Consider the following 13,907-nt stretch of genomic DNA (forward strand, 5'->3'; position numbering starts at 1 on the left):
CTCCGCCTGCTCCATGGCGGCCGGCGCCCTCGCCGAAGTGCTCGGCGGCAGCCCCGAACAGGTCGAGAACGCCGCCGAGATCGGCATGGAGCACAACCTCGGCCTCACCTGCGACCCCGTCGGCGGGCTCGTCCAGATCCCCTGCATCGAACGCAACGGCATGGCCGCGGTGAAGGCGGTCACCGCCGCCCGCATGGCGATGCGCGGCGACGGCCGGCACCACGTCTCCCTCGACAAGGTCATCAAGACCATGAAGGAGACCGGCGCCGACATGAAGGTCAAGTACAAGGAGACCGCGCGGGGCGGGCTGGCGGTCAACGTCATCGAGTGCTGAGGCGCGGGCGCGCCGAGCGGAAGGACGTCGACGAACGGGACCGTCCACGCACAGAACGGTTCACGTACAGGACGGTTCACCCACAGGACCGGGAGCGAGGACATGGGACGGGTCACCGAGCGACGGCGCGTACTGCGGATCCGCGACGGCGCGACGCAGAGCCCTTACAACGCATGCCGTTGAGACGTTGACCGCCGCGAACGGAGTTGACGTCGAGTCCCAGTGCCGTACGGCGCTCTTCGTGTCCCGTGCCGGAGAGGGCCGCCTGCGTGCCGTCCGGAGCGGGTCGCCACCGGCGACGTCGATGTGGTCGTCCTGCTCAGCTCCGAGGGCACGGACGCCAACCCACATGCCACCGGGGACCCCGAGCCCGAGCCCGGCCCCGTCACCCCACCGTCTCGCCGCCAACTCCGCACACTCGGGCCGGCCGGGCGACGGGAGAGTCCCGAACGGCGCCGATCCCGCGAGTCAGCCCCCGAGCACGGGCAGGACGAGCCCGCAGCGGACCGGCTTCGCGTGTTCGGGATCGAGGGCGTTGCTCACGAGTTGGGCCGCGTTGGTGTCGTAGGCGAGGGACAGATGGTCGGAGAAGTCCTCCTTGCAGACCCGCTGGATCAGGATGTTGCGCACCTTCGCGCCGGGACCCGCGGTCAGGAAGCTGTTGCGGTACGGGGTGGCGAACTCGTCGTACCGGGTGGCGATGACGGTGTAGTGGACGCCGGGCCGGGTGTCGCCGTCCTTGTCGAGCTTCCGGTTCATCTCGGAGCCGACCATCTGGTCCGAGAAGGCCTGACCGACGACGGCGGACACGGTCGGGTCGAGACCGAGCCGCGTCGTCAGCGTGCCGATGCCGGAGACGTTCCCGCCGTGGTTGGGAGGCGCCAGGGCGACAAGGCGGCGCACCTTGTTCCGCTTCGGGTGTGCGGGGTTCGTGCCGCCCTCGAACCGCAGATACCAGCGGGGCGTCGGACCACCGCCCTGGGAATGCCCGACGATGTCGACCTGGCGGGCGCCGGTGGCCTTCAGCACACGGTCGACATGGCGCGCGACCTGCCGGGCCGCGGCCGGAATGGGGCCGGTGGCCTGGAAAGGACTGCCGGGAGGCCCGCCGTAGTTGGGGGCGAAGACGCAGTAGCCCTGCCGCTTCAGCCAGGGCGACAGCATGCTCCAGTTGTTGAACGCGTTCGCCGCGGACCCGTGCAGCAGCACGACCGGGCGCGGATGCTTGCGCGAGGGACGGCAACTCCAGTCGTTGGACCCGGCCGGAGGCGCCTGCGGATGGAGGAGGCCCCCGGCCAACGCCGCGGTGACGTCGAGGACCTGGCCCAGCGGACGGGGCGGCGTCGGGCTGTCGGATGCCGCCGCCTCGCCGTGGGCGCCGACGGTCAGCGACAGGGCGAGGCCCGCGCAGACCGCGGCCCATCGGGCGCGCCGCCGGTTCGACCGGCTCCGGGAATCCATCCGATGCGACATCGGGCCACTCCTCGTCTCGTAGCCGGCCGAGCGCCGACGCGAAGATGATCGAGGAGCGGATCCGATGCCCACCCGCCAGCCGCTCGCGGCACCTCATATGGAGCAGACCGCTTTCATCCGTCCAGCCCACGCAAGATCGAGAAGGGGCTTTCTCAGGTCGGCACCCCCAGCCACAGCGTGCGGATCCCGGGAGCGTCCCGCCCCTCGACACCCTGCACGAGCAGCGTCAGGCCCGGCCGGCCCGGGGGAACCCAGAGCGCATCGGGATCCCCGCCGGAAAAGGCGGGCCGGTCGCGGCAGGCCCAGACGCGGCCCACGCACTCCCCGCCGGCCCACCCGGTGACCCGTACCTGGGTGGCGTCCGGCCGGACCAGGTAACCCTGAGCGGAGGGCGGCAGGTCGATGTCGAGCCACGCCTCCTCGCCCGGCTGCAGCGCCAGCGGGAGCCGTACCGCCTCCGCGCGCCCGGACCGCGCGGCGAACTCCGTCAGCAGTTCGTCGTTCTGCGCCGCGCACGTCCAGTCCCTCACGGCCTCCAGCGCGAGCAGTTCGGCGCGCAGGCCGGGGCCGCTCGGGTGGTGGGGGAGGGTGAGCGCGACCTGGTGGGTGCCGGCGGGCAGCAGTACCCAGGGGTTCTCGGCGTGGACGGTCGCCGGCTCGCCGCCGTCCACGCTCACCCGCAGCGGTTCGACGACACCGCACAGGTGCAGCGCCGACGGCGTGGGGGAGCGGACCGTACGGCTGTAGGTGACCGGCTCCGCGACGCGCGTGCTGCTCCAGCCGCCGAGCACCCGGGTGGGCGCGGGATTCCCGGCCCAGTGCCCGTGCACGGTCCACAGCGCGCAGACGTCCGTCGTCCCCCGCACCTTCCAGAGCGTGCCGAGGCCGCGCGGGGCGCCCATCCGCAGCGCGGGCAGCCGGGCGTCGTCGAAGTTGGCGTGGCCCCAGATCTCCACCACGGCCTCGATCGCGGCACTGCCCGTCACATCACCGACGCCGACGCGCCGGGCCGCGCCGAACCCGGCGATCGGCGGGTACGTCCGGCCCGCCACCGACAGATCGACGATGTCCGCCGCGCCGGTGAGCAGCAGCTCGTCCACGCCGGTCAGATCCGTGGTGGTGCGGTAGGCGCCCCGGCCCCGGTACACCCCGAGCGACTCCAGGGCCGGCGGCAGTGTGTGCCGGCCGGCCGGCTTCTCCGGGGCCTTGTCGTGTCGCCGCCGGACCTCGCGCACCGCGGTCGGCGCGGACTCGGCGGGCGGGCGCGGGGCGTCGGCCACCCGCACCCTGCCGTCGGCACCGACCGACCGGAGCCGAGCGGCCTGCGCGGACGGCAGCACGACGACCGCGACTCCCGCCACGGTCACCCGCCCGGACACCGGGATCTCGGCCCGCGCCCCGTCCAGTACGACGGTGACCGGGACGTCCGAGGAGAACACCAGCACCCCGTCCGCCGACGCGACGAGATCCGCCGACGCGAGTGCCAAGGTGGCGTCGATGCCCCAAGCCCCTAGCGGTACGGCCACTGCCATCAAGGGGCACGATCCCGGCGCCACCGCGACGGGTACGCCCCCGACGACCGCCGTGCCCGGGTCGGTCCCGAGATGCGGTACGGCCACCAGTCGGCCGCCCCCGGGGAGGGCGAGCGCGGCGGCAACCGAGCTGGTCGGGAAGTCGCACGCCGGTGGATCGACCGACAACACCGGTTCGGACAGGGCAAGTTGGGTGCCCCACATGTCGAGCACCCGGGCCAGCACCTGCGCCTCGGCGTACTCCGGTCGCCGCGCGCCGGTCGACGTGATGTAACCGCCGAAGTCGTAGCCGTGGCTCATGAAGTTGCCGGGCCGCCCCCAGTTCCCGGTCGACGGCGTGTACCCGAAGTTCCAGCCGGACGACTGGAGATAGGGCGCGATCAGCTTGGCGCCGCTCGCAAGGAGCCGCCGCAGCGTACGGTGACGCCGGTTGGTCTCCGTGATCAGCAAGGGCGCCCCGCGCTCCGCGACCAGGCCGGCGTACCGCCGCACCTCGGCCTCGATGTCGGGGGAGTCGTCGTCCGGGTAGAAGTTGCAGGCCGGTACGACACCGTCCACGTCCCCGGTGGCGCCCGCGAGGTCGCCCTGGCCGGAGCAGGCGATCAACGGGACCGTGATGCCGTGCCCGAGTGCGGCGTCCCTGAGCGCGCCCACATAGCCCGCCCGGTCCGCGCAGTCGAAGAAGTCCAGCTCGTTCTCCAACTGCACCATGACGACCGGGCCGTTCGCCGGGTACTGCCGCTCGGCCAGCAGCGGCAGCACCCGGTCGAACCACGCGGTGACCCGCTCCAGATACCGGGGTTCGTTCTGGCGGACCCTCAACTCCGTATCGAGGCCCAGCCAGGCGGGCAGGGCGCCGCCGTCCCACTCGGAGCAGATGTACGGGCCCGGCCGTGCGATGACGTACAGACCCGTCTCGTGCGCGAGGTCCAGGAACGCCGCCACGTCCCGCCGGCCCTCGAAGGACCAGCGGCCGGGCGCCGACTCGTGGAAGTTCCAGGGCAGATAGACGTCGACGCAGGTGTACCCCGACGCCCGCACCTGTTCCAGCCGCTCGCGCCACTGCTCCCGGGGCAGCCGGAAGTAGAACAGCGAGGCGCACAGCAAGGTGCGCGGGCGGCCGTCGATCCACACGCCCCGGCCGTCGACGCGGACGGCTTCGATGGTCTCCGTACGGTTCTCTTCACTCCCGCGCTTGTGCCGCTGATGTCCGGTCCGCCGGACCCGGCTTCGTACGATGGTTAAAATAACCATCGTAAAATCTCGCTACAAGTGCCGGACCCGTACGAGAATTTCCCTGGCTCACGCGGGAACTCACCGGGGTCCGCGGCCGACTTCTGTGGAGAGGCGGCTCTGCCCGCGCTCGTCCGCAGTCACCACGTCGTCGGCACAAGGGAGTCGTACGTGTCCCGCTCCACTCTGATCCGCAGTCTGCGCCGCACCGGCGTGCTCACCTCGGTCGCCCTCGCGCTGGCCGTCGCCACCGTGGGGCCGGCCGCGGCCCATGCGGAGGTGGAGGCCGAGGGTGCGCGGGCCCTCGACCAGAACGTCGAGCTGACCTTCGCCGCCGAGTCGGAGTCGGGCACGGCCGGGATCAGCAAGCTGGAGGTGATCCTGCCCGAGGGGATCGTCCCGCAGGACCTCACCTTCGAAGAGGGCCCCAAGGGCTGGAAGTTCACCCCGACCGCCCGGGGCTACACGGTGTCCGGGCCGAAGCTGGCCGTCGGTGAGGACGTCGAGTACGTCCTGACCGTACGGCAGTTGCCGGACGCGAAGGAGGTGGCCTTCAAGACCCTCCAGACCTACAGCGACGGCAAGGTGGACCGCTGGATCGAGCTGGAGGAGGAGTCCGAGGGGGACGGCCACGGCCACGGTCACCCCGCGCCCCGGCTCGCGCTGAAGGCCGCCGCGCCCGGCGCCGAGTCGGTGAGCCCGACTCCCACGGAGGAACCGACGACTGCCGCGCCTTCGCCGGACGCCTCGGACGCGCCCGCCGCCCAGGGCTCCTCGGCGAAGCCCGCGGCGGACGGCACGAAGGACGACGACGGCATGTCCGCCGCCGTGCCCGTGGGCATCGCGGCGGCCGTGGTGCTGCTCGGCGGCGGCGCCTGGTGGCTGCGGAAGCGGCGCGGCGGGACCGCCTGACGACGCCGTCGATCCGGGCGTGTCGCCGACCGGCGATCCGCGGCACGCCCGCCCGTCACCTCAGATGACCCCCAGATCGAGCATGGTGTCGGCCACCCTGACGAAGCCCGCGACATTGGCGCCGACGACGTAGTTGCCCGGCGCGCCGTACTCCTCGGCCGTCGCGCGGCAGGTGGTGTGGATGCCGGCCATGATGGCCGCGAGCCGACGGTCGGTGTCCTCGAAGGTCCACGAGTCGCGGCCGGCGTTCTGCCGCATCTCCAGTGCCGAGGTGGCGACACCGCCGGCGTTGGCCGCCTTGCCGGGGCCGAAGGCGACGCCCGCGTCCTGGAACAGTCGTACGGCCTGCGGTGTGGTGGGCATGTTGGCGCCCTCGGCCACCGCCACCACGCCCGCGGCCAGCAGGGACCGCGCCGCGCTCTCGTCGAGTTCGTTCTGGGTGGCGCAGGGCAGCGCGACCGAGCACGGCACGTCCCAGACGGAACCGCCCTCGACATAGCGGGCCCGGCTCACCGTCTGCGCGTACTCCTTGATCCGGCCGCGCCGGACCGCCTTGATCTCCTTGACCAGTTCGACGTCGATGCCCGCCTCGTCGACCACATAGCCGCCGGAGTCCGACATCGCGACGACCTTCGCGCCCAGCTGGTGTGCCTTCTGGGCGGCGTACACGGCGACGTTGCCGGAGCCGGATATGACGATCCGCCGGCCGTCGAGGTCCTGGCCGCGTTCGGCGAGCATCTCGGAGACGAAGTAGACGGTGCCGTATCCGGTGGCCTCGGTCCGTACGTGGGAGCCGCCCCAGCCCAGGCCCTTGCCGGTGAGGACGCCGGACTCGTAGCGGTTGGTGATGCGCTTGTACTGGCCGAAGAGATAGCCGATCTCGCGCGTGCCGACGCCGATGTCACCGGCCGGGACGTCCGTGTGCTCGCCGAGGTGGCGGTACAACTCGGTCATGAAGGACTGGCAGAACCGCATGATCTCGCCGTCCGAGCGGCCCTTGGGGTCGAAGTCGGCGCCGCCCTTGCCGCCACCGATGGGCAGACCCGTCAGCGCGTTCTTGAAGATCTGCTCGAAGCCGAGGAACTTCACGATGCCGAGGTTCACCGACGGGTGGAAGCGCAGCCCGCCCTTGTACGGCCCGAGCGCGGAGTTGAACTCCACGCGAAAACCCCGGTTGACCCTGACCTTGCCGGCGTCGTCGACCCACGGCACACGGAAGAGCAACTGCCGCTCCGGCTCGCACAGCCGCTCCAGGATGTGGTGCCCGGCGTACCCGGGGTGGCGGGCGAGCACCGGCTCCAGCGACTCCAGCACCTCGCGCGCGGCCTGGTGGAACTCGGACTGTGCGGGGTCCCTGGCCTGGACGGCCGCGTAGACCTCGGCGGTCAGACGCAGGTCCGCGGGCGGCGTGTGCTGGATCGTCATGGACGTACCTCCTTGTACGACGGTGCATGCGAATGTACGGGAGATCACGGGGCCGGTACTCAGCGGGCGGTGGAGCCGTCGCCGATCGCGTCCTCGGCGTCGTGACCGTAGATCCAGCCGTTGCGCACCAGCGGGTCCGAGCCGGCGAGCGCCGCGTCACGGCTGCGCTGCTCGGGCCCGTCGGGCAGGTGGTCGATGTCGCAGCGGGCGTGACTGACCCGCTGGAGCCGGGTGGTGCGCTCGACGCGCGCGGCTTCGCAGCGCCGAAGGGCCTGTTCAGGGTCGTCGCCCGAGGTGGTCAGGCAGTGGGCCGGTACGGCGGCGTCCTCGATCGACCGTGCCGCGCCCTGGGCGAGGGCGGGAGCCTGTTCGTACACGGTCGCCGACAGACCCGCGCGGCGCAGGAAGGCGGCGGCCCTCAGCCCGCCGATGCCGCCCCCGACGACGGTGATCCGCGGTCCGTGAGCCATGTCGGGCATGAGCCACTCCTGCGCTGCGAGGGAACGAGCGTCCTGGTCACACCCCGAGCCTGTCCCGTCGCTCGCCGGGAGAGGCCGGGCCGGCGCACCACGCCGACCCGGCCCCTCGTGACGGACTTCGACGGCGCGGCGTCACAGCACCGTGAGCAGTGCCCGGCCGGCGGCCCTGCCGTCCCGCAGCGGTCTGAGCGCCAGACGCATCAGGGCGAGCGCGTTGTCGTCGCCGGCGATGCGGTTGGCGCTGAGTCCGGCGCAGGTCCGGCACTGATGGATGAGCATCCATTCCCCGTCCGGCCGTACGGTGAGGCTCAGTGCCTCCATACGGCCATGGCAGTCCGCGGCGCGGTCGCCGGGGACGCGTCGGTCGACGTGCAGGCTGACCAGGCAGTTCGGGCAATGGTTGCGGTGTGCGGTGCCGGGCGCGACGAGGGACACGTCGAGCCGGCAGCCCACGCACCGGAAGTCATTGCTCCGGTGGCCGCCGTTGCCGTGCAGGACGTCCTTGGTGCGCTGGGGACGGTGCCGCGGTCTGCGGCCGCCCGTCCGGGTGCGGCGTGGCATGGCTGGTTCTCCTTTCCGTGCCGGGCGTTCAGAGGGAGCCGAACGCTTCGAGGGGGAAGGGAGGTTGAGCCAGCGGGCGCACGGCCATGCGCATCAGGACGAGCTGGTTGTCGTCTGCGCACACCGGGTTGGAGGTGAGCTCGCCGCAGCGGACGCAGCGGTGGACGAGCATCCAGTCACCGGTGCGCAGCACCGCGATGGCGATGGGGTTCATCCGCGCGTCGCACTCGGACCGGCCGCCGTCGACCTGGTCGACGACGTGCCGCGAGTGCAGGCAGGACGGACAGTGGTTGCGCCGGCTGCCGTCAGGGGCCAGGGCCGACACGGTCAGTCCGCACCACACGCAGGTGAAGGTGCCGGTGCTGAGGACGTGGTTGAGGGGGTTGTGCTGGTGAGCGAGGTTGTCGCTGGACACCCGGGTGCTCCTTGCTGAGAGATGTGCGAGGACAGCAAGAGCAGGCCGAGCGGCCTCGGGACGCGCCCTGAATCGGTCAGGACGGCTTACGCGGTGCGGCGAGGCGCGCTCGGCGCGGGCCGGGTCATAAACACCTTTTCCATGGCGTGTTGGTGCAAAGCGAGTGTTCTGGGCTCGTTCAAGCCTGCACGCCCGTGCGGGGTGGCGTCCACTGGATTTATCCGGGCCGTGCCGGTGGATCATTCAGGGGCCCTGCCGGGCGATTTTGACAGGCTCTTGACAAATGTGACGGCGGCCCGCAGCATGCAAGAGATCTGCGGATGCCTGCAATTCCCTTTGTTCAAGGCTTAATTTATCCGCACGGCGCATCGCATCTCACAGGGCTCGGCGGTTCCTTCGCCGCGCCCCGCACGGACACACCCCGGCAAGCGCGGCCGGCGCGCGCCTTGCCTGACACCCGCATCGTCAGGAAGGACAACCCCCCATGCTTCGGCGCCCTCGCGCGGGGCTGAGAACGCTCACCGCGCTCGCGCTCCTGCTGTCCGCCGCCGTCACGGCGGTCCCCTCGGCCGGACCGGCCTCCGCCGCCCCGGCCGCCCTTCCGCCCGCCGACTACCAGCAGGTCCAGCTCGCCATCGGAGCGGCCGAGCTGGGCGAACCGATGTCCCTGGCCGTACTGCCCGACCGCTCGGTCCTGCACACCGCCCGCGACGGCACGATCCGCCTCACCGACGCCGCCGGCAACACCGAACAGGCCGGCAAGCTCGACGTCTACACGCACGACGAGGAGGGCCTCCAGGGCATCGCGGTCGACCCCTCCTTCACGGCCAACCGGTACGTCTACGTCTACTACTCCCCGAAGCTGGACACCCCGGCCGGCGACGCACCCGTCACCGGCAGCGCCGCCGACTTCGAGCGCTGGAAGGGCCACCTCAACCTGTCCCGGTTCACGCTGCGCAGCGACGGCACCCTGGACCCGGCGAGCGAGAAGGTCGTCCTGGAGGTGCCCAACGACCGCGGCCAGTGCTGCCACGTCGGCGGCGACATGGACTTCGACGCGGCCGGGAACCTGTACCTGACCACCGGCGACGACACCAACCCGTTCGACTCCGCCGGCTACGCGCCGATCGACGAGCGCACCGACCGCAACCCGCAGTTCGACGCGCAGCGCAGCTCCGGCAACACCAACGACCTGCGCGGCAAGGTGCTGCGGATCAAGCCGACCGCGGCCGGCGGCTACACCGTCCCCGCGGGCAACCTCTTCGCACCGGGCACCGCGGGCACCCGGCCCGAGATCTACGCGATGGGCTTCCGCAACCCGTTCCGGATGTCCGTGGACCGTCCCACCGGCATCGTCTACCTCGGTGACTACGGCCCCGACGCGGGCGGCACCGACGCGAACCGCGGACCGGGCGGCCAGGTCGAGTTCGACCGCATCACCGCGCCCGGCAACTACGGCTGGCCGTACTGCACCGGCACCAACACCACCGGCGAGACGTACAACGAGTACACCTTCCCCAGCGGCCCCTCCGCAGCGAAGTACGACTGCGCCGGCGGCCCCGCGAACAACTCCTTCCGCAACACCGGGCAGGCCGAGCTGCCACCCGCGAAGCCGAGCTGGATCAAGTACGGCCTGGACGGTTCACCGCCCGAGTTCGGCGGCGGCTCCGAGTCGCCGATGGGCGGCGAGGTCTACCGGTACGACGCCAACTCGACGTCCACGGTGAAGTTCCCGCAGTCCCTCGACGGCCGCTACTTCGCCGCCGAGTACGGACGCCGCTGGATCAAGGCCGTCGAGGTCAGGAGCGACGGCTCCTACGGCACGATCGAGGACGTCCCCTGGAGCGGCACCCAGGTGATGGACACCGACTTCGGCCCCGACGGCGCGCTGTACGTCCTGGACTACGGCACCGGCGGCAACAATCAGGCCCTGTACCGCATCGAGTACATCGCGGGCAGCAACCGCAACCCCGTCGCCCAGGCGTCCGCCGACCGCACCTCCGGCGCCCTGCCGCTCGCCGTGCGGTTCTCCTCCCAGGGCAGCGCCGACCCCGAGGGCGGAGCACTGACGTACTCCTGGAACTTCGGCGACGGCACCACCTCCACCCAGGCCAACCCCAGCCACACGTACACCACCGCCGGCACCTATCGCCCCACCCTCACGGTCCGCGACCCGCAGGGACTGACCGGCACCGCGAGCCTGGTGGTCACCGCGGGCAACACCGCGCCGACGGTGACCCTGCAACAGCCCCCGGACGGGCAGCCGTTCGCCTTCGGCGACACCGTGCCGTTCAAGGCGCAGGTCAGCGATCCCGAGGACGGCACCGTCGACTGCTCCAAGGTCGAGGTCACCTATCTCCTCGGCCATGACAGCCACACCCACGCCATCACCTCGGCCAACGGCTGCGCGGGCAACCTCACCGTGCCCGCCGACGGCGAACACGACAGCGCCGCCAACCTCTACGGAGTCCTCGACGCCGAGTACACCGACGCCGGCGGCCTGACCACGCACTCCGTACGCACCCTGCAACCCCGACACCGGCAGGGCGAGCACTTCGGCGCCCAGTCCGGCATCCAGATCGCGAACCACGCCACCGCCGAGGGCGGCAGGACGGTCGGCTTCACGGACGACGGCGACTGGATCTCGTTCAAGCCGTATGTACTCGCGGGCGCCACGAAGTTCACCGCGCGAGTGGCATCCGGCGGAGCGGGCGGCACTCTCCAGGTGCGGGCCGGGTCCGCGACGGGCACGCTGCTCGGCACCGCGACCGTGCCGGTGACCGGCGGCTGGGACACCTTCACCGACGTCACCGCCAACCTCTCCGGCGCGCCCGCCGGCACCACCGAGCTGTTCCTGGTGTTCCGCGGCCCGACCGGGCAGGGCAACCTCTTCGACGTCGACGCCTTCACCCTCGGCTCCGGCTCCACCACGACATCGCCGTGGGAGGCGGAGTCGTACAGCTCCGCCTCGGGCGTCCAGTCCGCGGCACACGCCTCCGCGAGCGGCGGGCTGACGCTGGGCTACATCGACAACGGCGACTGGGCGGGATACGCCTCCGTCTCCACCGCGGGCGCGACCTCAGCCTCCGCCCGGGTCTCCTCCGCGGGCGCCGGCGGCACGCTCCAGTTCCGCTCCGGCTCGCAGACCGGGCCACTGCTCGGCTCGGTGGCGGTACCGGTGACCGGCGGCTGGGACGCCTTCACCACCGTCACGACCACGCTCAACGGCACCGCAACGGGCCCGCTCTTCCTCACCTTCACCGGAGGCACCGGCAGCCTCTTCGACGTCGACACCTTCACGCTCGCCTCCTCGACACGAAAGGGGCGATGACCATGAACACCCTGATGCGGCGACTGCGCCGCGGCACGACGGCTCTGGCCCTGGCCGTGCTGGGCGCCCTGCTCACCCCGGCCCAGGCGGCGCACGCTGCCTCCTTCGAAGTCCTCGTCTTCTCCAGGACGGCAGGGTTCCGGCACGACGCGATCCCGGCCGGCATCGAGACCCTGCGCACCCTCGGCGGGCAGAACGACTTCTCCGTCACCGCCACCGAGGACGCCGGCGCCTTCACGTCCGCGAACCTCGCCGGATACGAGGCGGTGGTGTTCCTCAACACCACGGGCGACGTCCTCAACGCCGGCCAGCAGACCGCACTTCAGTCCTACGTCGACTCCGGCGGCGGCTACCTGGGCGTGCACGCGGCCGCCGACACCGAGTACGACTGGCCGTACTACGGACAGCTGGTCGGAGCGTGGTTCCAGAGCCATCCTGCGATCCAGCAGGCCACGATCCGCACCGAGGACCGCACCCACCCGGCCACCTCGCACCTCGGCGCGACCTGGACCCGCACCGACGAGTGGTACAACTACCGCGCCAACCCCCGCCCCCGCGTCCACGTCCTGCAGACCCTGGACGAAAGCACCTACAGCGGCGGCTCGATGGGCGCCGACCACCCCATCACCTGGTGCCACGGCCAGGGGCAGGGCCGCTCCTTCTACACCGGGCTCGGCCACACCGTCGAGTCCTACGCGGACCCGGCATTCCGCTCCCTGCTGCTCGGCGGTTTGCGCTACGCGGCCGGGCAGGCGGCGGCCGACTGCTCCGCCCCGGCCGGCGACGGCCAGGTCGAGGCGGAGGCGTACACCTCCGGATCCGGCGTGCAGGTCGCCGGGCACGCCCCGGCCAGCGGCGGACAGACGCTGGGCTACATCGACAACGGCGACTGGGCGGGCTACGCCTCCGTCTCCACGGCGGGAGCAAGGACGTTCACGGCGAAGGTGTCCTCGGCGGGAGCGGGCGGCACCATCGAGATCCGCTCGGGCTCGGCCACCGGCACCCTGCTCGGCAGCGTGGCGGTGCCGGTGACCGGCGGCTGGGAGACCTTCACGACCGTCACCACGACCCTCACCGGCTCCGCCTCCGGGCCGCTGTTCCTGAGATTCACCGGCGGCGGTGGAGCCCTGTTCGACGTCGACACCTTCAGCCTCGGCGCCGCCCCCACGGCCGAGGGACTCTCCGACGACGTGCATCTCTTCTACTACCCCTGGTACGGCAGCCCGGCGGTCAACGGCGGCTGGCGGCACTGGCAGCAGGGCGGCCGCACCCCGCCCGACGACATCGGCGCCGACCTCTACCCGGCCCTCGGCCCGTACGACTCAGGCGACGGGAGTGCCCTCGGCCGGCACATGGAATGGGTCGCCCGGTCCGGCGCCGGCGTGATCGTCTACAGCTGGTGGGGCCGGGGCAGTTACGAGGACCGCCTGGTGAGGCGGGTGCTCGACGCGGCGCAGGAGCGGGGCATCGAGGTGGCCTGGCACCTGGAGCCGTACGCGGGCCGCACCGGCGCCTCGACGGCCGCCGACATCGAGTACATCAACAGCACCTACGGCGGCCACCCCGCTTTCCACCGCTCGGCGGGGCACGGCGGCAGGAGCGCGTTCTACGTGTTCCAGAGCCTGGACATCGCCGACTGGACGGCGCTCGACCAGGTCACCGGCACGAGCATCGTGCTCGCGCAGACCACCGACACCACGAAGATCGCGCACTTCTCCGGCATGTACACCTACGACGGCATCGCCGGCGCCACGGCGCCGGGCTGGAAGCAGGCCGGCGACCACGCCCGCGCCCACGACCTGATCTGGGCGCCGTCCGTGGCGCCGGGCTACATCGACGACCGGGCCGTGCCGGGCAACTCCACGCCCACCGTGGAGCGGGCGAACGGCGCGGCCTACGACCGGCAGTGGTCCAACGCCCTGGACCCGGCGATCGGCGGTTCACCGACCTGGGTGTCGATCACGTCGTTCAACGAGTGGCACGAAGGAAGCTCCATCGAACCCGCCGACTCCACACCGCCCGCCGGTCACGGCTACCGGACCTACGACGGCGCTTACGGCAAGTCGGGGGAGGAGGCGCAGACGGCGTACCTGGACCGCACCGCGTACTGGGTGGGCCGGTTCCGGGCGGCGTCGGGAGACTGAAGCGCTGCGCTCCGTGGAAGTGCCCGGCCGGATCCGTCCGGCCGGGCACGTCGGCGTGCTGCCCATCA

10 protein-coding genes are annotated in these 13,907 nt (G+C 71.8%); 4 read left to right on the forward strand and 6 right to left on the reverse strand.

The window, feature by feature from the left end; translation table 11 throughout:
* Window positions 1-334 (forward strand): L-serine ammonia-lyase, iron-sulfur-dependent, subunit alpha (locus AC3ETA_RS41435; RefSeq protein WP_432198071.1); only part of this gene is annotated, 334 nt, incomplete at its 5' end.
* 468 nt (window positions 335-802) lie between these two features.
* On the opposite strand, the gene AC3ETA_RS41440 is transcribed toward AC3ETA_RS41435, so the two are convergent.
* Both AC3ETA_RS41440 and AC3ETA_RS41445 read right to left on the reverse strand, forming a co-directional pair.
* Window positions 803-1,807, reverse strand: a complete 1,005-nt coding sequence (locus AC3ETA_RS41440) for an esterase/lipase family protein (RefSeq protein ID WP_432198072.1) — start codon at window positions 1,805-1,807, stop codon at window positions 803-805.
* Between the two features lie 152 nt (window positions 1,808-1,959).
* A complete protein-coding gene (locus AC3ETA_RS41445) occupies window positions 1,960-4,593 on the reverse strand; it encodes a beta-galactosidase (RefSeq protein WP_432198073.1) in 2,634 nt (877 codons plus the stop codon).
* A gap of 150 nt (window positions 4,594-4,743) precedes the next feature.
* On the opposite strand from AC3ETA_RS41445, the gene AC3ETA_RS41450 reads away from it, so the two are divergent.
* Window positions 4,744-5,484 carry a DUF1775 domain-containing protein gene (locus AC3ETA_RS41450; protein WP_432198074.1) on the forward strand — a complete coding sequence of 247 codons (741 nt, stop codon included), beginning with the start codon at window positions 4,744-4,746 and terminating at the stop codon, window positions 5,482-5,484.
* 60 nt (window positions 5,485-5,544) lie between these two features.
* Here AC3ETA_RS41450 and gdhA read toward each other — a convergent pair whose 3' ends face one another.
* The 4 genes from gdhA to AC3ETA_RS41470 all read right to left on the reverse strand — a co-directional run bounded on the left by gdhA (window position 5,545) and on the right by AC3ETA_RS41470 (window position 8,364).
* Window positions 5,545-6,909 carry an NADP-specific glutamate dehydrogenase gene (gene gdhA / locus AC3ETA_RS41455; protein ID WP_432198075.1) on the reverse strand — a complete coding sequence of 455 codons (1,365 nt, stop codon included), beginning with the start codon at window positions 6,907-6,909 and terminating at the stop codon, window positions 5,545-5,547.
* A gap of 59 nt (window positions 6,910-6,968) precedes the next feature.
* A complete protein-coding gene (locus tag AC3ETA_RS41460; protein WP_432198076.1) occupies window positions 6,969-7,388 on the reverse strand; it encodes an NAD(P)-binding protein in 420 nt (139 codons plus the stop codon).
* Window positions 7,389-7,520: 132 nt separating this feature from the next.
* Window positions 7,521-7,949, reverse strand: a complete 429-nt coding sequence (locus AC3ETA_RS41465) for an RNHCP domain-containing protein (RefSeq protein WP_432198077.1) — start codon at window positions 7,947-7,949, stop codon at window positions 7,521-7,523.
* A gap of 28 nt (window positions 7,950-7,977) precedes the next feature.
* Window positions 7,978-8,364 (reverse strand): RNHCP domain-containing protein, encoded by a 387-nt coding sequence (locus tag AC3ETA_RS41470; protein ID WP_432198078.1) that lies wholly within the window; start codon window positions 8,362-8,364, stop codon window positions 7,978-7,980.
* Between the two features lie 484 nt (window positions 8,365-8,848).
* Here AC3ETA_RS41470 and AC3ETA_RS41475 point away from each other — a divergent pair, with 484 nt between their 5' ends.
* Both AC3ETA_RS41475 and AC3ETA_RS41480 read left to right on the forward strand, forming a co-directional pair.
* On the forward strand, window positions 8,849-11,695 hold the full coding sequence (locus AC3ETA_RS41475; protein WP_432198079.1) for a carbohydrate-binding protein: 2,847 nt from the start codon (window positions 8,849-8,851) through the stop codon (window positions 11,693-11,695).
* Entirely contained in the window at window positions 11,692-13,839 is a 2,148-nt protein-coding gene (locus AC3ETA_RS41480; RefSeq protein WP_432198080.1) for a glycoside hydrolase family 99 protein, read from the forward strand. Before AC3ETA_RS41475 ends, AC3ETA_RS41480 begins: the two co-directional genes overlap by 4 nt.
* Window positions 13,840-13,907: the final 68 nt, after the last annotated feature.

It is taken from the genome of Streptomyces sp. bgisy027, from assembly GCF_057710365.1.

Coding starts and splice junctions, on each gene's coding strand:
- AC3ETA_RS41440 (WP_432198072.1), bottom strand. CDS start 1,807: ATGTCGCATCGGATGGATTCCCGGAGCCGGTCGAACCGGCGGCGCGCC.
- AC3ETA_RS41445 (WP_432198073.1), bottom strand. CDS start 4,593: ATGGTTATTTTAACCATCGTACGAAGCCGGGTCCGGCGGACCGGACAT.
- gdhA (WP_432198075.1), bottom strand. CDS start 6,909: ATGACGATCCAGCACACGCCGCCCGCGGACCTGCGTCTGACCGCCGAG.
- AC3ETA_RS41460 (WP_432198076.1), bottom strand. CDS start 7,388: ATGCCCGACATGGCTCACGGACCGCGGATCACCGTCGTCGGGGGCGGC.
- AC3ETA_RS41465 (WP_432198077.1), bottom strand. CDS start 7,949: ATGCCACGCCGCACCCGGACGGGCGGCCGCAGACCGCGGCACCGTCCC.
- AC3ETA_RS41475 (WP_432198079.1), top strand. CDS start 8,849: ATGCTTCGGCGCCCTCGCGCGGGGCTGAGAACGCTCACCGCGCTCGCG.
- AC3ETA_RS41480 (WP_432198080.1), top strand. CDS start 11,692: ATGACCATGAACACCCTGATGCGGCGACTGCGCCGCGGCACGACGGCT.